The organism is Streptosporangium nondiastaticum, assembly GCF_003011965.1.
In the GTDB taxonomy this organism is placed as follows: domain Bacteria; phylum Actinomycetota; class Actinomycetes; order Streptomycetales; family Streptomycetaceae; genus Streptomyces; species Streptomyces nondiastaticus.
Window position 1 is genome coordinate 1 of sequence record NZ_PXWG01000072.1, and the last position, 22,343, is coordinate 22,343.

Sequence of the window (22,343 nt, forward strand, 5' to 3'; positions counted from 1 at the left end):
CTGGTCGGTGGGCGAGTTCAAGCAGAGCAAGACCTCGACGGAGTCGTACTCGCTGGAGAAGAGCATCTCCACGTGGTACCAGCAGGGCAAGAGCAAGCCCTTCCTGCTGGCCATGCCCATCCTCAACGGGGGTCGGCGCCCAGCGCCCACGCCCCCCAGTGGTAGACCGACTGGTACAGCGCCAGCAGGGTGGTCTCGCGCCCGCCGTGCAGACAGGTCGACGCCGTCAGACCGGTCACGATGCGGTCGGCGAGCAGCCCCTGGGACCACAGCGGCGAGGTGCTCTCCAGGAACCGCTTGAACGGCGAGGACGGGGTGCCGAAGTACGTGGGCGAGGCCAGCACCAGGCCGTCGGCCCAGAGCGCGTCCTCCGGCGCCGCCTCCGGGTCCGGCCACGCCGTGATCGCCCTGTCGTCGGGCACCCGCAGCAGCCGCACCTGCGCGCCGTACGCGCGGGCCCCCTCGGCCGCGGACTCCGCCAGGGCGCGCATCGTGCCGCGACGGCTGTGGTAGACGACGGCCACCTTCGGGGTCATGACGTCACCTCCGGCTCCGGCCCGCCGGCGAGCGGGCGCGAGCGCAGCACCAGCCGGACGTCGTCGCCGAGCCGGGCGACCTCGTCCAGCTGCAGCCGCAGCGCCTCGCTCAGGGTGCCGGCCCCGAACCCGTCGAGCACCGCCCGCCCTTCGCCGCCGAGCAGCACCGGCGCCACGTAGGCCACGACGCGGTCGAGCATGCCCCGGGAGGCGAACTCCGCCGCGAGCCGCGCGCCGCCCTCCAGCAGGACGGAGCGCAGACCCCGCTCGTAGAGGGCGGCCGTCAGGGCCGCGAGGTCGAGACGGCCGCCGGTCTCCGGCAGGGCCAGGACCTCGTGCCCGTGCGGCAGCCGGGGCCGGGCCGCCGGCTCGCCGACCACGACCAGGGTCGGGGCCGCGTCGTCCAGGACCCGCGCGCCGGGCCGGATGCTCCCGGTGCGGTCCAGCACGATCCGCAGCGGCGGCTGCCCGGAGACGCCGTGGCGCAGCCCCAGGTGGGGGTCGTCCTCGCGGAGCGTGCCCGAGCCGACCAGGACCGCGTCGTGCGTCGCGCGCAGCCGGTGGGCGTCCGCGCGGGCTTCCGGGCCGGTGATCCAGCGCGAGGTGCCGTCGGGCGCGGCCGAACGCCCGTCGAGCGTCCCGCCGAACTTCCACGTCACGCACGGCCGGCCGAGCCGGGTCGCGGTCAGCCAGAGCTCGTTGGCCCGCTCGGCCTCCTCGCGCAGCACGCCGCCCACGACCTCGACGCCCGCGGCGCGCAGCCGCTCCGCGCCGCCCGCGTGGCCGGGCACGGGGTCCGGGACCGCGTACACCACCCGGGAGACCCCGGCGGCGAGGAGCGCGTCGGCGCACGGGCCGGTACGGCCGCGGTGCGCGCACGGTTCGAGGGTGACGACGGCCGTCGTGCCCCGCGCGCGGTCCCCCGCGGCGGCCAGCGCCTCCACCTCGGCGTGCGGCCGGCCCGCCCCGAGGTGGAAGCCCTCGGCCACCGTGGCGCCGTCCGCGTCCAGCAGGACGCAGCCGACGACCGGGTTGGGGCTGGTGCGGCCCAGGCGGGTGACGGCGAGCTCCAGGGCCCGGCGCATGGCCGCCCGTTCGGCGGGGGTGGCGGTGGGCGCCGCCGTCACGGCGTCTCCGCGAGCCGGAAGCCCATCGCGTAGATCTCGCGCTTGTACCAGCCGTGCCGGCGCCGGCAGCGCGCGAGGTCGCCGAAGCGGGTGAAGCTGCCGCCGCGGGCGACGCGGTAGGCGCCCTGGGTGACGGCGAGGTCGTCGGCGATGTCCTCGCCGCCGGGGTAGGCGGCGTAGTCGTCGGCCACGTACTCCTCGACGTTGCCCGCGAGGTCGTGCACGCCGAACGGCGAGCGGCCGGCCGGGAAGATCCCGATCGGCGTGGTCGTCAGCGGCCCCTCCTCGACGGTGTTGGCGGCGCCGGGGCGCCAGTCGTCGCCCCAGGGGAAGTCGCGCCCGTCCCCGCCGGAGGCGGCGTACTCCCACTCGGCCTCGGTCGGCAGCCGGAACCGGCGCCCCGTGCGGGCCGAGAGCCAGGCCGCGTACGCGTCGGCGGCCTCGGGGCTCACCGTCCACACGGGGTGGTTGGCGAGCTGCCCGGGGTAGACGCCGAAGCGCCAGCTGGTCGGCAGTTCGGTGCGGCCGGTGTCCTCCAGGAACAGCCGGTACTCGGCGTTGGTGACGGGGTGCAGGGCGATGCGGAAGGCCGCGAGGTCCGCCTCGTAGACGGGGCACTCCTTGGCGATCCACTCCTCCTCGACGCCCGCGTGGCGCCAGCGGCCGGTGACCGCGGCCACCTCGCCGGGCGCGAGGCCGAGCCGGACCCGGGCGGCCGGCACGTCGGCCATCGGCGGGTCCTCGGGGCGGATCCGCGGGTCGCCGGTCAGGCCGAGGACGGTGCCGGCGGCGTGGCGGCGGGCGAACGGCTCGGCGGGGTCCTCCGCCACCCCGACGAGGACGTCCGGCGCGGCGGCCAGGAGGTCCCGGTGCGCGGCGAGGAGGTGCTGCGGGCCCCGTGCGGCGAAGGCGTCGGGCAGGCCCATGGCGGCCCGGTCGGTCAGGGTGTTGGGGTTGGCGAGGACGACCGGCGGGGTACTGCTGGTCATGTATTACCTTCCGTGAACGGCGGGAGCGGGGCTGCCGGTGAGCTCGGCGAGCGGCACGGCTTCGGCGAGGGTCCGGTAGCCCGCGTCGTTGAGGTGGATGTGGTCGCCGCCGTCGAACGCGGCCCGGACGCGCTGCGGGTCGGCCTCGTCGCGGACGGCCGCGTCGAAGTCGACGACGGCGTCGAAGTCGGCGCGGGCGGCGGGGGAGCGCAGGGCGGCGTTGACCTCGGAGCGCGCCTTCTCGGCCTCGGGGGTGTAGAACGGCGAGTCCTTGAACGGCGTCAGGGTGCCCACCACGACCCGGATGTGCTGCTCGTGCAGCCGCCGGGCCATGCCGCGCAGCCCGTCGAGGACCTGTGCGGCGCTCGCCTTCGGCTCCAGCTGGAGGTCGTTGATGCCTTCGTAGAGGACGGCGGTGCGCACGCCCGGCCGGTCGATGACGTCGCGCTGCAGCCGCTTCGCCGCGGCCGTCCCGCGCTGCGGCCGGTCGGTCTCGCTGCCGTCGCGCAGGATGCGGTTGCCGCCGAGGCCCTCGTTGAGCACGCCGAGGCCCCGGCCGGCGGGGTCGGCGGTCAGCCGGCGGGCGAGGGCGTCGGTCCAGCGGGCGTTGCCGTCGAGGGTGGACTTCACACCGTCGGTCTGCGAGTCGCCGAGCGCCACCACGGTTCCGCGCGCGCCCTTGCCCCGGACGTCGACGCCGGTGAGGAAGAACCAGGACGTCTCGGCGCGGGTGAACGCCCCGTTCCCGGCGTCGGCCGCGTGGTCGCCCGGCTCCGAGACGTAGTTGGTCTGCTGGGCGAGCCAGTGCCAGGTCGCGGGGCCGGTCGGCTTCGGCAGGTGGACGCTCACCAGCAGGTCGCGGTCGGCGGGCACGTCGAAGGGGACGGGGTCGCTGACGATCTCGGCCCCGACGGGCACGGTCGCCGTGCCGGCTCCGCCGAACGTGACCGGCCGCAGGGTGCCGGCCGCCGGCGCGGGGTTCGGTCCCGGGCCGGGCAGTGCGACGGTCGTCCGGCCGAGGGCCAGCGGCGCGCTGCCGTGGGCGTTGGAGAAGCGCAGGCGCAGTTCGCCGCCGGCGGCCGAGGTGTGCACGACCATGCGGACGGTGCGGTCGTCCAGGCCCTCCTTCGAGATGCCGTCGGGGGCGGCGGGCGCGGGGGCCGTGCCCCAGGTGCCCGTCCAGCCGCCCTTGCTGTCCGGTGCGGGCGGCGCGGCGTGCGCGGCCGGCGTGCCGAGCAGCATGCAGGACAGCAGTGCGGCCGATCCCGCCGCGGCGGCGCGGCGGTGGGTGCGACGGCTCATCGGCCGTCACCCTCGGCGCGGCGGAAGGTGCTGACGAGGTAGGTGAGGTCGCCGACGGCGCGGGGCACCTGGTGGGACTCCACGAGGGCGAAGCCGTGCCCGCCGACGAGCGCGGTCAGCTCCTGCTCGGTGAACTCGCGGTAGAGGCGGTTGCCGGCGTTGGCGTACAGGCCGCCCTTGCCGCCCGTCGCGTTGAAGACGGAGAGGGTCAGCAGGCCGCCGGGGCGCAGCAGTTCGTGGATGCGCCGCAGGTACGTCCCGTACGCGTCGGGGTGCTGGTGGTGGAAGCAGCCGTTGTCGAGCACCGCGTCGTACTCGGCGGCGCCCGGCAGGTCGAGCGCGGCCGTGGCGAGGAAGCGGGCCCGCCCGGGGTGACCGGTGGTGAGCGTCTCCCACTCGGGGGAGGCGACCAGGTCGATGCCGGTCACCCGGTGCCCGCCGGCGAGGAGGATCGCGGCGTCGCGGCCGTGGCCGGTGCCGATGTCGAGGACGTGCGCCTGCGGGGCGCCCGGGGCGTCCGCGCCGGCCCGGGCACGGAGGGCGTCCATGAGCAGGCGCGGGGCCTGCCGCATCGCCTCCTCGCCGGTCCAGACGTCGCGGCCGCCGGCGTAGTGGTCGACGAAGTCGCTGCGCAGGACGTCGGCGTAACGGGTCTCGTCGAGCGGGGTGGCTTCGGTCTGCTCGACCGTGTACCGGTCTGCTATGGAATGGCTTTCGGCCATGGGGGACGGTCCTTCGTCTGCTGGAGCTCGGGTGTGGTGACGGGTGCCGGGCGCGCGGGCATGGGTCGCGGGGAAGGCGGGCGCAGCCCTCGCCTTCCCCGCGACCGGTCTCGCTCGCCCCCGTGCTAGACGGAGGGCGTGTAGTACACCCGGCCGTCGTAGGACGACGCGGCGAAGGCCTTGCGCTCCTCGTCCCAGGTGAGGGAGGAGATGCCCGCGGTGGTCGGGCGGATGACGGCGGTCCACTCGCCGGTGGTGCGGTCGTAGAGCGCGATGCGGCCGTTGTAGCTGCCGGAGGCGACCACGCGGCCGTCGCCGGAGGCGGCGACGCACTTGATCGAGTGGGTGTGCGGGGTGTCGAGGACCTCGGCGCGCTGCTCCGGGTCCCAGATGCGCAGCTTCAGGTCGCGGCTGACGCTGGCGAACCAGCCGTCGCCCAGGCCGGCGCAGCCGTTGGCGATCCGGTCGTGCGCGTCCTCGATCGTGGCGACCTTGGTGAGGTCGGAGATGCGGTACCAGGTCGCGGAGGCGTCGGCGGCCACGGAGAAGATGAGGTCGCCGGAGACCGCGACGCCCTTGACGGCGTTGGTGTGCAGCGGCAGGTCCTCGACGTGCTCGGCCTCGCCGGCGCCGGTCAGGCGCAGCAGCAGGCCCTCGCCGGTGTAGGCGCCGACCACGGCGTAGGAGGCGCCGTCGCGCTCGAAGGCGGCACCGCAGTTGAGCGGGGAGCGGTGCTGGTGGAGCTCACGGCCCGTCAGGGCGTCGAAGACCTTGCCGAGCTGGCCGCCCGAGAGGACCAGGCCGCCCAGCGGGGTGAGGAAGTTGCACAGGCTGCCCGTCTCGGCCACGGTCTCGCCCTCGCGGTGCACGATGCCCGCGTCGCCGATGGTGAGCGCGCCGGAGGCGGTGGGCAGCACCGCGTTGACGCCCTGGGTGGGCGGCACCTCGGCGGTGTCCCAGGTGCGGCCCTCGTAGTCGTAGCCGCGGTAGCCGGCGCCGAAGGTCGCGAAGACCAGCCGGGAGCCGCCGGCGAAGGCGCAGGAGCGGGGCCAGACGTCGTCGGGCAGGGCGGTGGTGTCGCGCCGCTCGGGGACGCCCGAGGCGACGTCCCACAGCTGCATGGTGCGGTCGTAGCTGAGGCTGACCAGCAGGTTGCGGGCGTCGTCCAGGACCAGGCGCTTGATGCCCGCCTCGTGGGCCGGCAGCACGGTGCGCTCGGTGGGTCCGACGACGATGATCTGTCCCTCGTCGTTGCCCGCGAAGATGGTGCCGCCGGAGGAGATGGCGATCGTGTCGGTCTCGATGCCGTCCATGTCGAGGTCGGCGATCAGGCCGCCGGTCTCCAGCGACCAGCGCTTGATGGTGCCGTCGTCGCTGGAGGAGATCAGCTCGTCGCTGTCGCGGGCCCACTCCACCGAGATGACGTCGGCGGTGTGGCCGGCGAAGCGGGCGACGAGGGCGCCCGTGAAGTCGTAGACCCGCACCCGGTGGTCGCGGGAGGCGGTGGCTATGAGCTCCTTGGACGGGTGGAAGACCGACATCTCCACGTCGTCCTCCTGGTCGGCGAGGACGGCGACCAGGCGCAGGTCCGGCACCGTCCACAGGCGGGCGGTGTAGTCGCTGGAGGAGGTGACCAGGTGGCGGCCGTCCGGCGAGAACGCGCACTGGTTGGCCAGGTGGTCGTGGAAGGAGCGGGCGAGGGCCGTCCCGGTCTGCTGGTCCCAGCAGATGACCTGGTTGTCGTAGCCGGCGGTGGCGACGTAGGCGCCCTGCCACGCCGCGATGCCGCTGATGGGTCCCCGGTGCTGGATCACGCTGTTCCTTCCACGAGTTCGATCGAGTGGCCGCCGTACTCGGCCTTGGCGCGCAGGTAGTGGTCGTTGTTCTCGTTACGGAAGATCCCGGTGCGGACCTGCTCCACGACCTCGATGCCGTACGAGGCGAGCTGCGCGGCCTTGTCGGGGTTGTTGGTGTGCAGCCGGATCCGCGTGACGCCGAGCGCCTGCAGCATCTGGGCGGCCGAGCGGTAGTCGCGCAGGTCGTCCGAGAAGTTCAGTTCGCGGTTGGCGGCGAACGTGTCGAGGCCCTGGTCCTGCAGGCGGTAGGCGTCGAGCTTGTTGTACAGGCCGATGCCCCGGCCCTCCTGGCGCAGGTAGAGCAGGACGCCGCCGGACGCGGCGAGCAGCTGCATCGACTCGGTCAGCTGCGGACCGCAGTCGCAGCGCGCGGAGCCGAAGACGTCACCGGTCAGGCACTCGGAGTGCAGCCGGACCAGCGGGACGTCCGCGATCGGTCCGAACTGCACCGCCACGTGCTCGAGCCCGTCGCCGAGCCCGGTGAACGTCACCATCTGGCCGGGCGTCCAGGCCCCGTCGGCGCGCTGTACGGGGATCTCGACGCGGGCTCTGATGCCCACGGACCCCTCCGGCGGCTCCACCGACGCCCCGTGCAACGGGGTGTCCTCCCCATTGAGTGTTTTGGGCACTGCTTCCTCCCGTAGAGCGAGCACGCCCCGAACCCCCGGGGCGCACTCCCAGCATGGATGCGGAGGGCAGCGCGGACAGCACGGTCCGTACCGGTACGGGTACCGAGATCATTTGATGGCGGTACCGAACCATCCGGTCTGTTGATTGGGAAGACCGAACCTTTCGACGCGTCAGTTCCCGGCGCGTGAACCGGACGCTTCGGGATCTTCGGCCGCAGTTGCCCCGCCGGAAAACCGGCCATCCGGTACCGTCTTCCGGTTCGGTGCGGCCCCAGGCGTGACATGCCTGGTCGCGCGGGCCGCACAGTCGATGGTCGGCCCGGTGCGCGAGGTTCCGCCACTACTCTTTCGGGCTAATCCCATGCCGGGCGGGAACCGGCGCCGGGGCCCGCGCGGGTACCCCGCGTGCCCGTACCGCGGCCTGCGCAACCGCCCCCCGCGGCGGCCCCCGCGCTGCTACCGTCGCGCGGCATGGAGCAGCTCTTCAGCGACGACGAACTCGCCCTCATCACGGAGGCCGCGCAGGAGTCGGGGATGGACCCGCGCGACTGGGTCCGTGCCGTGGTCCTGCAACTCCTCACCGACGACGCCTACTTGGAGGACGATCCGCCCGCGGGCAACGGCCACGGCCGGGGGGACGGCCGCCCGCCGTACCGGCCGGACATGGAGCACGCGCTCTGGCCGGTCACGACGCACCGCGGCTCCGGCCGCAACATGCACGAACTGCACCACGCGGGATGCTGGGTACCGAAGGGCGGTGAGGAGACGATGACCACGGCCCAGGCCCGCGAGGAGCTCCTCGCCCGCAACGCCCTCCCGTGCGAGGCCTGCCAGCCGGAACGGTTCCTTACCCCGCTGGTCTAGCCGTCCCCGCAAGGGCTGCCGAGGGCACGCGGCGGCCCGTGCACGGCCCCGCCGGGGCGCGTGCACGGGCCGCCCGTGTGATCTTCCTGCCGCTAGGCGGCGGGGGCCGCCGCCGGCTCGCCCTCCGGGGCGAGGAGCGAAGTGACGTGGCCCGCAAGGCCCTTGGCCGTCGGGTAGTTCCACAGGACCGTCACCGGCAGCCGCACTCCGAGCAGCTTCTCCAACTGGGCGCAGACCCGCATCGACATCACCGAGTCGAGCCCGAGGTCGGTCAGCGGCCGCTCCGGGTCCAGTTCGCCGGCCGGCATCTTCATCTCGCGCGCCAGCCGCCCGGTGATCTCGTCGTGGACGCGGGCGGCGAGCTCCTCCGGCGGCAGCTCGCGCCACCGCACCGGCTCGCCCGCCGCCCGCGCGGCCGGCTCCTCCGGGCCGGACGCCGCCGCGGTCTCGTCCGCCGCAGCCCCGTTCTCGTGCAGCGCTCCGAAGCGCGTCCCGGGCAGCCAGGCCCGCAGCTGCCCCTGCTCGTCGCTGATGACGATGTCCACGGTGTCCGTCGCCGGATCCGTCAGGCGGATGTCGACCCAGCCGGTCTCCGGGGCCTCGCCCACCACCCGGACCTCGCGGATGTGCGCGGGCATGCGGACCGTGGGCGGGCCGCCGTAGATGACGGGGACGATGCCGAGCGCGGCGTCCAGCAGCGGCGCCCACGTGACCTGGTCGCCGGGCACGGCGGGCGCGTGCACCCGGGCGCGGATGACGCCCTCGCCGGTGTGCAGCTCCTCGACCGTCCACGGCCAGGCGATGCCTTCCACTCCGATGGCGTCCAGGCGGCCGATCACCACCGACGGGTCCGCGGCGGTGAGGCCCGCGGGGGCGGCCACGGAGAGCATGCCCGCCGGGAACGGCGGGGCGTCCGCGGCCATCGTGGACGAGGTGGTGTGCGTCAGCCAGTTGCCCGGCCCGCTCGCCCCGGACGGGCCCGTGGGCCGCGTGCTCAGCCGCAGCGTCAGCCCCTCCTGCACGACCTGCACCTCGCGCGGCGTCGCCAGGGCCACCGGGAACTTCAGCGAGACGTCGAACAGCGCCTTGCTGCCGCCCTGCCCGGGCGCGGCCTCCAGGAACGTGTGGATGATCGAGGAGGCGGGGACGATCGACGTGCCGTGCAGCGCGTGGCCGCCGGGGAAGGGCCGCACGGAGTCGTCCAGGTACGTGTTCCAGATGCGCAGCGGCGCCGTGCCGGCGACGTCCACCGGCGGGCCGAGCAGCGTGTGCCCGGTGACGTCGTGCCCGTGGGCGACGACGGCGCCCGCGGGGAGCACCGCGTCGGTCCAGTAGCGGCGGTGCTGCCAGGCGATCGGGGGCAGCTCCGCGACCGGGCCGGCCGGGTAGTGCGCGCTCCAGTCGACCGCGGCGCCGTGGCTGTGCAGCGCGGCCAGGTTCAGCAGCAGCGTGCGCGCCTCCGGCCGGTTGCGGCGCAGCGTGTGGGCGACGTGGCCGCCCGCCACGTCCAGGTGGGCCAGGGTCTCGCCGATGGAGTGGGCGACGACCGGGTGGGGCGAGACCTCCAGGAAGCGGCGGTGCCCGTCCTCGACGGCGGCGGTGACGGCCTGGGCGAGGCGCACGGGGTTGCGCAGGTTGGCCACCCAGTAGCCGGCGTCGTGCGGGGCCCGTGCCCGGGGGTCGTCGAGGGCGGTGCTGTACAGCGGCACCTCGGGTGTACGGGGCGCAAGGCCGCCGAGGGCCTCGCGCAGCGCTTCCGTCAGCGGGTCCATGTGGGCGCTGTGGAAGGCGACGTCGGAGTTGACGGGGCGGACGGGTATGCCCTCGGCGCCCCAGTCCCGGACGAGCGCGGCCACCGCCTCCGCGTCGCCGGAGACCACGGTGGAGCCGGGGGAGGAGGCGATCGCGGCGCAGACCGCGGGGTTCCCGGCCAGGCGGGCGGCCGCGTCCTCGAAGGGCAGCGCGGCCATGGCCATCGCGCCCTTGCCGGCGACCCGGCGCAGGAGCGCGGACCGGCGTCCGCTCAGGCGCGCGCCGTCCTCCAGGGACAGGGCGCCCGCGGTGACGGCCGCGGCGATCTCGCCCACGGAGTGGCCGATGACGGCGGCGGGCCGGTGCCCGTACGAGCGCCACACCTCGGCGAGCGCGACCTGCACCGCGAAGATCATCGACTGGGCGCGGTCGACGGCCTCGAAGTCCCCGGAGACGATGGCCTGCCGCGCGGAGAAGCCCAGCTCGGTGCGGAACACCGGCTCCAGGCTGTCGATGACACCGGCGAACGCGGCGTTGTCCGCGAGGAGTTCGCGGGCCATGCCGGACCAGTGCGAGCCGTGCCCGGAGAAGACCCAGACCGTTCCGTCGCCGGAGCCCGGGCGGGCCGTGCCCTCCGCGACGTTGTCGGTCTCCTGTTCCTCGGCGCCTTCCGCGGCCACGGCCCGGAGGGCCGCCACGAGCTCCGCCCGGCCGTCCGCCACGACGGTGACCCGATGCTCCAGGTGGGAGCGCCGGGCGGCCAGTGTCTGGCCGACCGAGGACAGCGGGGTGTCGGGGTGCCGCTCCAGCCAGTCGGCGAGCCGGCACGCGTACTCCGCGGCGCCCGCCCGGTTCCGGTAGGACAGCGGGAAGAGCCGCGGCCCGCCCGGCAGCGGCTCCTCGGCGGCGCCCTCGGCGGGCTCGGGAGCCTCCTCCAGGACGACGTGGCCGATCGTGCCGCCGTAGCCGTACCCCGAGACGCCCGCGCGGCGCGGCGCGTCGCCCTTGGGCCAGACCTGGTGCTCGGTGACCAGCCGCAGCCCCCACTCCTCCCACGGGATGTCCGGGCTGGGCTCGCTCGTGAGGACCGTCGCCGCCATCTCGGCGTGCTGCAGCATCAGCGTGGCCTTGATGATGCCCGCGACGCCCGAGGCGGGCTCGGCGTGCCCGATGTTCGACTTCACCGAACCGATCCAGCAGGGCTTGTCGCCGGGCCGGCCCGCGCCGAAGACCGCGTGCAGGCCGGACGCCTCCACGGGGTCGCCGAGCCGGGTGCCCGTGCCGTGCGCCTCGATGTAGCCCGCGGTCGCCGGGTCCACGCCCGCCCGCTGCCAGGCCAGCCGGAGCAGGTCGCGCTGCGCGTCGGGGTTGGGGGCCATGATGCCGCTGGTCCGGCCGTCCTGCGCGACGGCCGTCCCCTTGATCACGGCAAGGATCCGGTCGCCGTCGCGCGTCGCGTCGGACAGCCGCTTGAGGACGAGGACGCCGCACCCCTCGGCGCGCCCGTAGCCGTCGCCCTCGGCGTCGAACGGCTTGCTGCGCCCGTCCGGGGAGAGCGCGCCGGCCGCCTCCAGGGTGAGGGTGTAGGCGGGGGAGAGGATGATGTTCACGCCGCCCGCGAGGGCGAGCGAGGTCTCGCCCTCCAGCAGGGACCGGCAGGCCAGGTGGACGGCCACCAGGGAGGCGGAGCAGGCCGAGTCGAGCACGAAGCTCGGCCCGTGCAGGTCCAGGACGTGCGAGACGCGGTTGGCGATGCCGGTCAGCTGGGCGCCGATGCCCGTCCAGGGCTCGATCCGGGGCAGGTCCTCCAGCAGGCGGCGCCCGTAGTCGTCCGAGCAGGTGCCGATGTAGACGCCGGCGTCGGACCCGGCCACCGAACGGGGCGCCATCCCGGCGTTCTCCAGCGCCTCCCAGGCGACCTCCAGCACCAGCCGCTGCTGGGGGTCCATCAGCTCGACCTCGCGCGGGGCGATGCCGAAGAACTCGGCGTCGAATCCGTCGACGTCGCCGATGAAGTTCCCCGGCCGCTCGGCCCTGCGCAGGGCCTCGGTGAACTCGGGGCTGATCCGGGTGTAGGCGCGCCAGCGGTCCTCCGGAGTGGATTCCACCGAGACCTTCCCGCCGGCCAGGAAGTCCCAGAAGGATTCGGGTGAGTCGATACCGCCGGGGAAACGGCAGCCGATGCCGACGAGAGCCACTGATTCTTGAATGGGCATGCGTGTCAATTCCGTTCGTCGCTGCGGGCGCGGATGCATGACTGGACTTACATGCGAGTGAATTCTTGATGGCTTCTTGACGCGTTATGCGGTCCTCGTACAACGTTCACACGCTGTGTATGGCCGGTCCATACAGAACGCCGGACGTTGTCAACTCGGGGAGTGCAGCGTCTGCTGTGCGAACGTCATGACCGTGCGGGAAGAGGGGTGTTACCCGCGGTCACCCGCTGTTTCAGGCCAGGAAAAGCGGCCGGTACGCGGCCGATTTTGCAGTACGTTCGGCCGTGTCCCATGATTGTGACCGCGCGTCAGGCGGATGCCGGCGCTTCACGAGTGTGTGGTGCACGCGCTCTCGTTGAACAGTCAACCGGAGGGCGGCGAGCACCGGCTCCGCCCGGCCGGAAAACCACCCCTATTCTCTGAAGCAGGCAAAGGCAGCATGCCCGTCCATCAGCTATCGGACCTCATACGTTATGTCCGTCACAACTCACCGTTCTACGCGGACCTCTACGCGGACCTCCCGCCGGACGTGGACTGCCTCACCGACCTTCCGGTGGTCGGGCAGAGCGATTTCTGGGCGGCCAACACCCTCCAGGACAACCGCGTCCTGACCGCCCCCCTCGAAGAGGCCTCGGTCTTCAAGACCGGCGGCACCACGGGCGCACCGAAGTTCTCCTGCTACACCCGCGAGGAATGGCAGGAGTTCGTGACCGCCTTCGGCCACGGCCTCCTCGACGCCGGGCTCCGCCCCGGCCACCGCGTCGCGGACCTCTTCTACGCCGGCGAGCTCTACGCCAGCTTCCTCTTCATCCTCGACTCGCTCTCCCACGCGCCCGTGAGCAGCGTCCGCCTGCCCATCGGCGGCGGCGCCCCGCTGGAGACGACCGTCCCCACCCTGCGCGACTTCGCCGCCCAGGTCGTCGCCGGCACCCCGACCACCCTGTGCCGCCTCGCCGAGCACCTGATCGCCGACGGCGAGCAACTGCCCTCCGTCGAGCTGCTGTTCTTCGGCGGCGAGGCCCTCTTCGACGACCAGCGCCGCCTGCTGGCCCGCGCCTTCCCCAACGCCGAGCCCCGCACGCTCGGCTACGCCAGCGTCGACGCCGGCCTCCTCGGCCGCCCCGTGCCCGGCGCCGACGCCCGCACCCACCGCGCCTTCACCCCGCACACCGTCGTCGAGATCCTCGACGACGCCACGGACGAGCCCATCCGCGAGGCCGGCCGCCCCGGCCGCGTCGTCGTCACCCAGCTCTTCCGCCGCCTCATGCCCGTCATCCGCTACCCCGCGGGCGACCGCGCCGAGTGGACCGACCCCGAGGCGGGCGTCTTCCGCATCCTCGGCCGCGCCGAGGAAGGCGTGCGCGTCGGCCCCGTCTCCCTCTACTCGCAGGACGCCCAGGCCGCCGTCACCGCCGCCGACACCGACGGCCGCGTCGTCGGCATGCAGCTCGTCGTCCGCCGCTGGGACGGCCGCGACGGCCTCGTCCTGCGCCTCGCCGTGTCCCCCGACGACCCCGGCTCCGAGGACCCGGCCGGGCTGGACACCCTCGCCAAGTCCGTCGTGACGGAGCTCGAAGAGGCCCGCCCCTTCTACCCCGACGCCGTCCGCACGGGCTTCGTCCACCCCCTCTCCGTCGAGTGGGTGCGCCACCGCGACCTCGTCGTCAACCCGCGCTCCGGCAAGCTCGTCCGCGTCATCGACGAAAGGCCCACGGCATGACCGCCGCCCCCGCGGCCGGCCGCAAGCTGCCGCTCGTCCTGCGCAACCGCGCCTTCGGCGCCGTCTGGCTCGGCCAGGTCCTCACCCAGGCCGCGGTCCGCATGTTCCAGGTCGGCGTCTCCTGGTGGCTCGTCGCCTACGCCGTCTCCGGCGGCAACGGCCTCGCCTCCGGCCTCTTCATGGCCGTCAGCACCCTGCCCGCCGTGGCCCTCGCCCCCGTCGTCGCCCGCGCGATCGGCCGCTTCGCCCACCGCTCGGTGCTGCGCACCGCGGCCGGCGGCGCCGCCGTGGCCGCGACGGCCCTCGCCGCCTGGGCGTACGCGAGCGACCTGCCGATCGCCGCGGCCTACGCCGCGACCCTCGCGCTCGCCACCTGCCAGGCCTTCTTCGACCCCTGCCTGACCACCTCCGTCCCCGAACTCGTCGACGACGAGGACATCGAGGCCGCGACCGGCTTCGAGCTGTCCACCCAGTCCCTCGCGAGCCTCGGCGGCGCCCTCCTCGGCGCGCTCATCGTCGACCGCGCCGGCATCCCCGGCCTCGCCGCCGGATGCGCCACCGCCTACGCGGCCGCCGCCGTCCTCATCGCGACCGTCCGCTTCCGCATGCCCGACGGGGACGGTGCCGGGGACGGCGCGGAAGCCGGCGACGCGACCGGCCCGCGCACACTGCGCCAGGTCCTGGCCGGACTCCCCTTCGTCCGCGCCATCCTGATCTGCTTCACCGCGGCCAACCTCTTCACCACCGCCGTGTTCGTCATCATGCCGCTCTACACCAAGTCCGTGCTGCACGGCGACGGCGCCACGGTCGCCCTGCTGGAGGCCTCGCTCGGCACCGGCACCCTCATCGGCTCCTTCACCGGCGCCCGCGTCCCGGGCCGGCCCACCGCCGTCGGCTCCGCCTGCCTCGGCGCGATGGCCCTCGCCCTCGCCGTCCCCGGCCTCGTCGGCGAACGGCCCGTCATCGCCGGCGCCCTCGCCGTGACCGGCTGGTGCGTCGGCGTCATCGGCGTCCGCTTCGTGGCGCTCTTCCAGCGCCTCGTGCCCACCGCCGACAAACCCGCCTTCTTCGCCGTCATGCAGGCCGTCCTCGGCGCCACCTTCCCCGTGGCCTCGCTGCTCTTCGGCCTCCTGGGCGACCACCTGTCCGCCCGGACCCTGTGCCTGATCCAGGCGGCCGGCCTCGTCCCCGCGGCGCTCGCGCTGGCGCTGCTCCGCGGAGGTCCTGCGGACGGCCCGGAGGAAGCGGCCGCGGACGGGACCGCGGACGGGACCGCGGACGGGACCGCGGACGGGACCGCGGAGGAGCCCGCACGAACGACCACGGGGGAGCCCGCGGAACCGCTCACGGACGGTGCGCCGACGGCGCCCGCCGGGAAGCCCGCGGGACAGCCCGCGGAGGCCGCCGCTGTGCCGGCGGCGACGGCAACCACGGCGGCAGCCGGCGCCGCGGGAGGCGGGAGATGAGCGACTCCGCCGTCCCAGTCGTCGAGCAGGCCGCGCCCGGTGACATCGCCGAGCTCCGCCAGCTCTACTACGCCGTCTACGGACCGCACTACCCCACGGCGCTCGGCACCGACCCCGCCGTGATGGCCCGGCTCATCGAGGACCCGCACACCCTCTGGCTCGTCACCCGCTGCCCGCGCACCGGAGCCCTCACCGGCTCGTGCGCGGTGCACGGCGAGCCCGGCAGCCGCCTCGGCCGCCTCGAAGGACTCGCCGTCCACCCCGGACAGCGCGGCTCCGGCATCGCCGGCCTGCTCACCGACACCCTGTGCCGGCGCACGCTGGACGCCGGCCGCCTCGACTCGGTCTACGCCACGGTCCGCACCGTCAGCGCCGGACCGCAGCGCGTCGTCAGCCGCAACGGCTTCCGCCCCATGGGCGTCCTGCCCAACGCCGTGGACCTCGACAGCCGTGAGAGCCTCGCGCTCTACGCGCGTTACTCGCCCGGCGTGCTGGAACGGCGCGCCCCCGTCGCCGAAGTGCCCGCCCCGCTCCTGCCCCTGCTGCGCACCGCGGAGCGGACCCTGGGCATCAGCTACGCGCACACCCGCGCCACCGACCCGGCCCCGGCCCCCGCGGCGCCCGCCGCCGCGGAGCTGGAGATGATCGAGGCACCGGCGTTCGTCCGCCGCCGCTTCCGCGAGCGCTTCCCCGACGCCGCGAACTGGTTCTACCCCCTGCACACCCCCAACGTGCTGCTCGTGTCCGACGACGGCGGCTTCGAGGTCTACGGCTGCCTCAACCGGGCCGGCGGCTACTGCGCCCTTGTCGCGGCCCACCCCGGCCCGGCCGCCGCGGCCGCCCACCTCGAAGCGGTCACCCGCACCCTGACCCGTGCCGGCGCCGGCTACGTGGAAGCGCTGCTCCCGCTGGACCGGCACGACCTGCTGTCCGCCGGCCTCGCCCAGGGCTTCATCCCCAGCGCCCTCTACCCGGCCATGCGCCGCGAGGGCGACGGCTTCCACGACTACGTCGTGATGTCCCGGACCACCGAGCAGATCGACTTCCGCGGCCTGGTCGCCGACGCGGCCCTGCAGCCCTTCCTGGATTCCTACGTGTCGGCCTGGGCGTCGACGTATCTGCCCTCACGCGAGGTTGCCTCATGACACTCACCGCACCCCTCAACCCCCATCTCGCCCCGGTCACCGTCCCCGACCCGGACGCGCTCGCACACGTCCAGCGCCTGTGCGACCTGACCGACCCCTACACCTCCGGCCCCGCCGAGGAGGAGCTGTTCGCCGCCGCCATGGCCGAGAGCCACGCCTGGCACCGCGAGCGCTCCCCGTTCTTCCGCGACCTCCACGCGGCCACGGGTTCCGGCGATCCGGCCGCGCCCTACGGCGCGCCCCTCGTCCACGCCAACTTCTTCAAGCGCCACGAGGTGCTGTCCATCCCCCGCGAGGACGTCCACCTGCACCTGACGTCCTCCGGGACCACCGGGCAGAAGTCGCAGATGTTCTTCGACGAGTGGACCATCCGCTCCGCGCAGCGCATGGTCGCCCGCATCTTCGAGCGCAACGGCTGGATCACCCCCGACCAGCCCGTCAACTACCTGCTCTACAGCTACGAGCCCGCCCGCGACCTCAAGCTCGGCACGTCCTTCACGGACAACTACCTGTGCGACTTCGCCCCCGCCCGGCAGGTCGAGTACGCCCTGCGCAACACCGGCGGCGGCCACGAGTTCGACCCCTTCGGCTGCATCGCCGCCCTGCGCCGCTTCGCCGAGGACGACGCCCCCGTCCGCATCCTCGGCTTCCCCGCCTTCCTCTGGTTCACCCTGGAGCGCATGCGCGCCATGGGCCTGCCGCCCCTGCGGCTGCCCGAGGACTCGCTGATCATCCTCGGCGGCGGCTGGAAGGGCCACACCGACCAGCAGATCGGCAAGCACGAGCTCTACGCCCGCGTCACCGAACAGCTCGGCATCCCCTCCGAGCGGATCCGCGACACCTTCGGCTCCGTCGAGCACTGCATCCCGTACATCGAGTGCTCCCACCACAACCTGCACGCGCCGGTGTGGTCCCGGGTCTTCATCCGCTCCACCCGCACCCTCGAACCGCTGCCGTACGGCGAGAAGGGCTATCTGCACCTCGTCTCCCCGTACATCACCTCCGTGCCCGCCCAGAGCGTCGTCATGGGCGACCTCGCCTCCCTCCACCCCGGCGAGGAGTGCGGCTGCGAGCTGGAGACGCCGTGGTTCACCATCCACGGCCGCGCCGGAGTGAGCCGCAACAAGAGCTGCGCGGTGGCCGCCGCCGAGCTGATGAAGGGAATGTCATGACCGAGTCCGCGCTTTCGACGCCTACGACGCCTACGACGCCTACGACGCCTACGATGCCTTCGACGGATCCGATGAACCACCACTACTGGCAGGGCGCCTTCATCGGCGACGACGAGGCCGCCCGCCGCCTGACGACCCTCCCCGCCGCCGTCGAGCAGGCGCTCGCCGCCCCGCTCGGCACCGAGACCGTCCTCGCCGCCTGCGACACCCTGGCGAAGGCCCTGCGCGACCCGGCCCACCCGGTCCGCGCCCGGCTGGCGCCCCACGTGCCCGCCGGCGAGGACGCCGGCGCGCTCCTCGGCGAGCTCGCCGCCTTCCTGGACCGCGGCGCCCTCAGCCGCAAGCTCCGCCGCGAACTGGGCGGCACCGCGCCGCAGCGCCTGACCCGGCCCGACGCCAAGGAGACCGTCTACGAGGCGTGGGCCCCCGTCGGCCTCGTCGCCCACATCGCCCCCGGCAACGCCGCCACCGTCGCCCCCCTCAGCCTGATCGAGGGGCTCCTCGCCGGCAACGTCAACGTCCTCAAGACCAGCAGCGCCGACACCCTCCTCGCCCAGCACCTCCTCGCCGAGCTCGCCGCCCTGGACTCCACCGGCGCCATCGCTGACCGCGTCATCGTGCTGCGCTTCGGGTCGAGCCGCCAGGACTGGCTGAAGCTCATGTGCGCCCCGGCCGACGCCGTCGCCGTCTGGGGCGGCGAGGCCGCCGTCGAGGGCGTCGCCGCCCACGTCCCGCCGGGCGCGCGCCTCGTCGAGTGGGGCCACAAGATCTCGTTCGCCTACCTCACGCGCGACGCGTGGGCCGACGAGACGACCCTCGCCGCCCTCGCCGCCGACGTGTGCCTCTTCGAACAGCAGGCCTGCTCCAGCCCCCAGGTCGTCTACCTCGACACCGAGGACGCCGACGAGGTCTTCGCCTTCGCCGAGCGCTTCGCCGCGGTCCTCGCCGGGATGCCCCCGGCCGACGAGGAGCCCCTCGACCCCGCCGAGGAGGCCGAGCTCACCACCACCGAGCTCATCGCCCGCCTGGAGGAGCACCTGGGCCTGACCCGGGTCATCGCCGCCCCCGACGGCTCCTGGCGCGTCATGGCCGACACCCGCCCCGCGCTCACCGCCTCCCCGCTGCACCGCAGCGTGTGGGTCAAGCCCCTGCCGCGCAAGGGCCTGATCGGCGCCCTGCGCCCCATGCGCCGCTACCTGCAGACCGCCGGCATCGCCGGCAGCCGCACGGACGTCGCGGAGCTGTCCGCCACGGTCCTCGCCGCCGGCGCCACCCGCGTCACCCCCGTCGGCGCCATGACCGCCGGCTACTCCGGCGAACCCCACGACGGCGTCTACGCCCTCCAGCGCTACAGCCGCCGCGTCGCCGTCCAGGCCGACGAGCGCTTCGCCGCCACCGCCTGCCTCGACGACCTGGCCCGCACCGCCGCCTTCCCGGCGCCCACCGGACCCCTGCTGGACAAGGCGGCCGTCCAGGACCTCAACCGCGACGTCGCCCGCGGCGACGCCGAGCTGTACTTCCGCAGCGGCGGCAGCACCGGCGCCCCGGCCCTGTCCCTCTTCAGCTGGGACGACTACGACACCCAGATGCACGCCGCCGCCCGCGGCCTGCTCGCCGCCGGCTACGACCCGGCCCGCGACCGCACCGCCAACCTCTTCTACTGCGGCGGCATGTACGGCAGCTTCATCAGCTTCTTCTCCATCCTGGAGCGGCTGGGCGGCGTCCAGATACCCATGGCCGCGGGCCCCGACCACCGCGCCACCGCCGAAGCGATCGTCGCCCACGAGGTCGACACTCTCTTCGGCATGCCCTCCTACCTCTGGCAGCTCCTCCACGAACAGGAGGACGCGCTGCGCTCGTACGGCGGCATCCGCAAGATCTTCTACGGTGGCGAGCACTTCACCGAGGAACAGCGCCGCACCCTCGCCGAGACCTTCGGCGTCGAGGTCATCCGCTCCATCACCTACGGCAGCACCGACCTCGGCCCCCTCGGCTACCAGTGCACCGAGAGCACCGGCAGCGTCCACCACCTCCACGCCGACCTGCACACGCTGGAGATCCTCGACGTCGCCGAGGACCGGCCCGTCGCGCCGGGGGAGACCGGGCGCCTGGTCTTCACCACCCGCGCCCGCCGCGGGCAGAACCTCGGCCGCTACGTCATCGGCGACCTCGGCCGCGCCCTGCCCGGCCGCTGCCCCTGCGGCAGCCACGCCCCCCGGTTCGAACTCCTCGGCCGGCTCGGCGACGTGATGCGCGTGGCGACGTACTTCCTCAACTACCGCCGCTTCATGGCGATCGCGGAGGAGAGCCTGCGCTTCGTCGGCGAACTGCAGATCCTCCTCGGCCACGACGGCCCGCGGGAGAGCCTCACCGTCCGCATGGAGCGCACGGCCACGACGGACGCGGACGCGGCCGGCGAGGCCTTCCTCGCCGGCTACCCCGAACTGCGCACGGCCGTCGACGAGAAGCTGCTCGCCCTCACCGTCGAGACGGTCGACGGCGCGTCCCTGGACCGCACCCCCGCCAGCGGCAAGCTGCGCACGGTGGTGGACAACCGGTAGCAGGAAGCCCCGCGCCCCGACAGGGGCGCGGGGCTGTGCCGATCTGCGGCTCCGCCGCGGGGCGCGACCGGCCACGAACGGCCCGCAGTTACTCAACCGGCCAGTCGGCGCTGAAGGCGCGGGCCGGGTTCGCGACGAACACCTGCCGGGCGAAGCGCTCGCCGAGTTCCTTCGCCAACGCCGGCCGAAGCCTGCGCAGCAGATACGGCATGCCCGGGCCGTCCGCGGAGGAGCGGGCGGCGGCCGTGGTCGTGTCCCCGCCCAGCAGGACCCGGTCGGCGTGCCCCGCCTCGGCGAGGGCCGTCAGCGCGTCGAACAGCCGCCAGTCCGTGGCGTGGTGGGCGCGCGACGGGCCGTCGAAGGCCAGGAACGCCCCCGCGCGCGCCGCCCGGAGGTGCACGCGCAGGTCCGGGGAGCGGTTGAGGTGGCCGAGGACGACCCTGCCGGGCGGGACGTCCAGCTTCTCGCACAGCAGGTCCAGCACCTCGTCCGCACCCGTGCCGAGTTCGAGGTGGACGGCGACGGCCGCGCCCGTCGCGTGGTGAGCCTGCGCGGCGGCGGTCATGACGTGCCGCGCGTGCTCGTCGAGGCCGTGGAAGCCGCCGGCGACCTTCACCAGCCCGGCCCGGACCGGCCCCTCCGTCAGGTCACGGACGAACAGCTCCGTGAGCCGGTCCCGGTCGCGTTCCAGGTACTCCGGTGCGTAGTGCACCGCCTGGTGCAGCCCCGTCGCGGCGATCACGTGCGCCCCCGTCGCCGAGGCCAGCGCCGCGAGGTCGGCGCGCCGCCGTCCCATCCCGCGGGGCGTCCACTGCACCACCGCTCGCCCGCCGAGCCGGCGGAAGGCCCGCAGCTCGGCTCCGGCGGCCTCGGCATCGTCCAATTCCTGGCCGGGCAGGCGGGGCGAGCGCATGAACAGATGGTCGTGCGCGTCGCACACGCCCAGCTCGGATGCGGGAACGTCTCCCAGAACGGTCCGCACGACAGGCCCCATGGTGTTTCCTCCGGTCCAGACGCGTAACGGCTAAGCCGTTACATGATCGACGTGATCACTGTAACGGTTAAACCGTTACGATGCGGAGGTGACCGACGACAACCGCCCGGCCTTCCGCTTCGACTGCGGAGCCACCTGGCTCAACCTGCTCGCCACCAGCGGCCGGCACTTCAGCGCGCACCCGGTCGAGCGCCTGGCCACCCCGGAGCGGCTGGCGGAGTGGCTCGACCGCAGCGAGCTGCCGCCCGCCCGGCCGCCGGTCGTCGCGGACCTCCTCCGGGCCCGCGCCCTGCGGGAGACCCTGCGCCCCCTCGCCCTGTCCGTCGCGGAGGAACAGCCGCCGCCGGCCGAGGCTGTTGAGGGGCTCACCCGCTTCCTCGGCGAGGAGCGCGATCCCGTACGGCTCGTCGCCGGGGACCGGCTGCTGCGCGAGCCGCCCGCCACCACAGGGGCGGCGCTCGCCCGCATCGCCCGGCAGGCCGCCGACCATCTCACCGGTCCCGAGCGCCACACCCTCTCCGTCTGTCCCGAGCACGACTGCCGGGGCGTCTTCGCCAACCCCACCGGCCGCCGCCGCTGGTGCCCTTCGCCGGCCTGCGCGAGCCGCGGCCGCGTCCGCGCCTTCCGTGAACGCCACCGCACGGACGGTTGACGAACCGGATCACCAGTCTTTAAACCGGATCACCGGTCTTTAAAAGAGAATCCCCGAGGCGAATCTCCAAGGCGAATCCTCCGCCACCGGGATGCTTTTGACGAATCAGGCGGCGGTGGACAGACGGCACATCGAGGACTGGCGGCCCGCGCCGCCCCGGATCGTCAAGCGCGTAAAGAACGTTTCAAGAAAGCCAAAGGTAGTTGCGGGGTACACAGGCATCTTGGTTTAGTGATCACCGAGGTTGACCGCCACACGGGGCGGTCCCACACGATCCGCGTACTTCAACAGCCGGGACAGTCGGGGGAAGACTGCCGTGAGCATGCCTGAGGGTCTAGACCGGAGTTCCGGCGGGGCCGCGTCCTCGCCAACCGGTGCCCATGTCGGCGAACGCCGGCGCGGCCATGGCGACGGCTTTCTTTCCCGGCTTTGACATCGATACACACGTGACGGCGCAACGATTTCACGTTGCTGCCCGTTGATCCGCCCTTTGCGGACTGTTCTGCATTTTGCCGGAACGGTCGCATCGGGCTGCCCGCCTACCGAGCATCTCCGCAGCCGCCGAGGCGGATTCCAGCGATCCGCCATGACGGCCTCTCCCCTGTTCCGGGCCCATTTGATGCGCGCATCGCGTCGTCAA

The 22,343-nt window shown here is 73.9% G+C and carries 16 protein-coding genes; 7 read left to right on the forward strand and 9 right to left on the reverse strand.

Annotated features, from left to right (window positions below; translation table 11 throughout):
• Positions 1–122 precede the first annotated feature (122 nt).
• The 7 genes from B7P34_RS22780 to B7P34_RS22810 form a co-directional block, all read right to left on the reverse strand.
• Positions 123–536, reverse strand: coding sequence for a flavodoxin family protein (locus B7P34_RS22780; RefSeq protein ID WP_106679288.1), 414 nt, complete (start codon positions 534–536; stop codon positions 123–125).
• Positions 533–1,663 (reverse strand): bifunctional diaminohydroxyphosphoribosylaminopyrimidine deaminase/5-amino-6-(5-phosphoribosylamino)uracil reductase RibD, encoded by a 1,131-nt coding sequence (gene ribD / locus B7P34_RS22785; RefSeq protein ID WP_223268121.1) that lies wholly within the window; start codon positions 1,661–1,663, stop codon positions 533–535. The genes B7P34_RS22780 and ribD overlap by 4 nt, the downstream gene beginning before the upstream one ends.
• On the reverse strand, positions 1,660–2,652 hold the full coding sequence (locus B7P34_RS22790; protein WP_106679290.1) for a formylglycine-generating enzyme family protein: 993 nt from the start codon (positions 2,650–2,652) through the stop codon (positions 1,660–1,662). Before B7P34_RS22790 ends, ribD begins: the two co-directional genes overlap by 4 nt.
• Positions 2,653–2,655: 3 nt before the next feature.
• Entirely contained in the window at positions 2,656–3,954 is a 1,299-nt protein-coding gene (locus tag B7P34_RS22795) for an SGNH/GDSL hydrolase family protein (RefSeq protein ID WP_106679291.1), read from the reverse strand.
• Complete coding sequence (locus tag B7P34_RS22800; RefSeq protein WP_106679293.1) at positions 3,951–4,676, reverse strand: SAM-dependent methyltransferase; 726 nt, start codon at positions 4,674–4,676, stop codon at positions 3,951–3,953. The genes B7P34_RS22795 and B7P34_RS22800 overlap by 4 nt, the downstream gene beginning before the upstream one ends.
• A 125-nt stretch (positions 4,677–4,801) precedes the next feature.
• The gene (locus tag B7P34_RS22805) at positions 4,802–6,490 is read right to left on the reverse strand and encodes a WD40 repeat domain-containing protein (RefSeq protein ID WP_106679295.1); all 1,689 of its coding nucleotides are present in this window, start codon (positions 6,488–6,490) and stop codon (positions 4,802–4,804) included.
• Positions 6,487–7,092, reverse strand: a complete 606-nt coding sequence (locus B7P34_RS22810) for a GTP cyclohydrolase II (RefSeq protein WP_223268122.1) — start codon at positions 7,090–7,092, stop codon at positions 6,487–6,489. Before B7P34_RS22810 ends, B7P34_RS22805 begins: the two co-directional genes overlap by 4 nt.
• Positions 7,093–7,632: 540 nt before the next feature.
• Here B7P34_RS22810 and B7P34_RS22815 point away from each other — a divergent pair.
• On the forward strand, positions 7,633–8,025 hold the full coding sequence (locus tag B7P34_RS22815) for a DUF6233 domain-containing protein (RefSeq protein WP_106679297.1): 393 nt from the start codon (positions 7,633–7,635) through the stop codon (positions 8,023–8,025).
• 92 nt (positions 8,026–8,117) lie between these two features.
• Here the strand turns inward: B7P34_RS22815 and B7P34_RS22820 are convergent, their stop codons facing one another.
• Positions 8,118–11,993 (reverse strand): type I polyketide synthase, encoded by a 3,876-nt coding sequence (locus B7P34_RS22820; protein WP_106679299.1) that lies wholly within the window; start codon positions 11,991–11,993, stop codon positions 8,118–8,120.
• A gap of 439 nt (positions 11,994–12,432) precedes the next feature.
• Here B7P34_RS22820 and B7P34_RS22825 point away from each other — a divergent pair, with 439 nt between their 5' ends.
• Genes B7P34_RS22825 through B7P34_RS22845 form a run of 5 tightly spaced genes read left to right on the forward strand, consistent with a single transcriptional unit; the run spans position 12,433 to position 20,057 of the window.
• Positions 12,433–13,713 (forward strand): phenylacetate--CoA ligase family protein, encoded by a 1,281-nt coding sequence (locus B7P34_RS22825; RefSeq protein WP_106679301.1) that lies wholly within the window; start codon positions 12,433–12,435, stop codon positions 13,711–13,713.
• Positions 13,710–15,179, forward strand: a complete 1,470-nt coding sequence (locus B7P34_RS22830) for an MFS transporter (RefSeq protein ID WP_106679303.1) — start codon at positions 13,710–13,712, stop codon at positions 15,177–15,179. Before B7P34_RS22825 ends, B7P34_RS22830 begins: the two co-directional genes overlap by 4 nt.
• Positions 15,176–16,324, forward strand: coding sequence for a GNAT family N-acetyltransferase (locus tag B7P34_RS22835; protein ID WP_106679305.1), 1,149 nt, complete (start codon positions 15,176–15,178; stop codon positions 16,322–16,324). Before B7P34_RS22830 ends, B7P34_RS22835 begins: the two co-directional genes overlap by 4 nt.
• Positions 16,321–17,496: an acyl-protein synthase gene (locus tag B7P34_RS22840; protein ID WP_106679306.1), complete on the forward strand. Its 1,176-nt coding sequence runs from the start codon at positions 16,321–16,323 to the stop codon at positions 17,494–17,496. Before B7P34_RS22835 ends, B7P34_RS22840 begins: the two co-directional genes overlap by 4 nt.
• A 53-nt stretch (positions 17,497–17,549) precedes the next feature.
• Positions 17,550–20,057 carry an aldehyde dehydrogenase family protein gene (locus B7P34_RS22845; protein WP_189382978.1) on the forward strand — a complete coding sequence of 836 codons (2,508 nt, stop codon included), beginning with the start codon at positions 17,550–17,552 and terminating at the stop codon, positions 20,055–20,057.
• A gap of 88 nt (positions 20,058–20,145) precedes the next feature.
• Here the strand turns inward: B7P34_RS22845 and B7P34_RS22850 are convergent, their stop codons facing one another.
• On the reverse strand, positions 20,146–21,051 hold the full coding sequence (locus B7P34_RS22850; RefSeq protein WP_106679310.1) for a phosphotriesterase family protein: 906 nt from the start codon (positions 21,049–21,051) through the stop codon (positions 20,146–20,148).
• A gap of 88 nt (positions 21,052–21,139) precedes the next feature.
• Between B7P34_RS22850 and B7P34_RS22855 the strand changes: the two genes are divergently transcribed.
• The gene (locus B7P34_RS22855; RefSeq protein ID WP_106679311.1) at positions 21,140–21,703 is read left to right on the forward strand and encodes a CGNR zinc finger domain-containing protein; all 564 of its coding nucleotides are present in this window, start codon (positions 21,140–21,142) and stop codon (positions 21,701–21,703) included.
• The last annotated feature ends 640 nt before the right edge of the window (positions 21,704–22,343 follow it).

Bases quoted from the DNA above. Each gene is read 5' to 3' on its own strand.
- B7P34_RS22780 (WP_106679288.1), bottom strand. From the start codon at position 536: ATGACCCCGAAGGTGGCCGTCGTCTACCACAGCCGTCGCGGCACGATG.
- B7P34_RS22790 (WP_106679290.1), bottom strand. From the start codon at position 2,652: ATGACCAGCAGTACCCCGCCGGTCGTCCTCGCCAACCCCAACACCCTG.
- B7P34_RS22795 (WP_106679291.1), bottom strand. From the start codon at position 3,954: ATGAGCCGTCGCACCCACCGCCGCGCCGCCGCGGCGGGATCGGCCGCA.
- B7P34_RS22800 (WP_106679293.1), bottom strand. From the start codon at position 4,676: ATGGCCGAAAGCCATTCCATAGCAGACCGGTACACGGTCGAGCAGACC.
- B7P34_RS22815 (WP_106679297.1), top strand. From the start codon at position 7,633: ATGGAGCAGCTCTTCAGCGACGACGAACTCGCCCTCATCACGGAGGCC.
- B7P34_RS22820 (WP_106679299.1), bottom strand. From the start codon at position 11,993: ATGCCCATTCAAGAATCAGTGGCTCTCGTCGGCATCGGCTGCCGTTTC.
- B7P34_RS22825 (WP_106679301.1), top strand. From the start codon at position 12,433: ATGCCCGTCCATCAGCTATCGGACCTCATACGTTATGTCCGTCACAAC.
- B7P34_RS22830 (WP_106679303.1), top strand. From the start codon at position 13,710: ATGACCGCCGCCCCCGCGGCCGGCCGCAAGCTGCCGCTCGTCCTGCGC.
- B7P34_RS22835 (WP_106679305.1), top strand. From the start codon at position 15,176: ATGAGCGACTCCGCCGTCCCAGTCGTCGAGCAGGCCGCGCCCGGTGAC.
- B7P34_RS22840 (WP_106679306.1), top strand. From the start codon at position 16,321: ATGACACTCACCGCACCCCTCAACCCCCATCTCGCCCCGGTCACCGTC.
- B7P34_RS22845 (WP_189382978.1), top strand. From the start codon at position 17,550: ATGCCTTCGACGGATCCGATGAACCACCACTACTGGCAGGGCGCCTTC.
- B7P34_RS22850 (WP_106679310.1), bottom strand. From the start codon at position 21,051: ATGGGGCCTGTCGTGCGGACCGTTCTGGGAGACGTTCCCGCATCCGAG.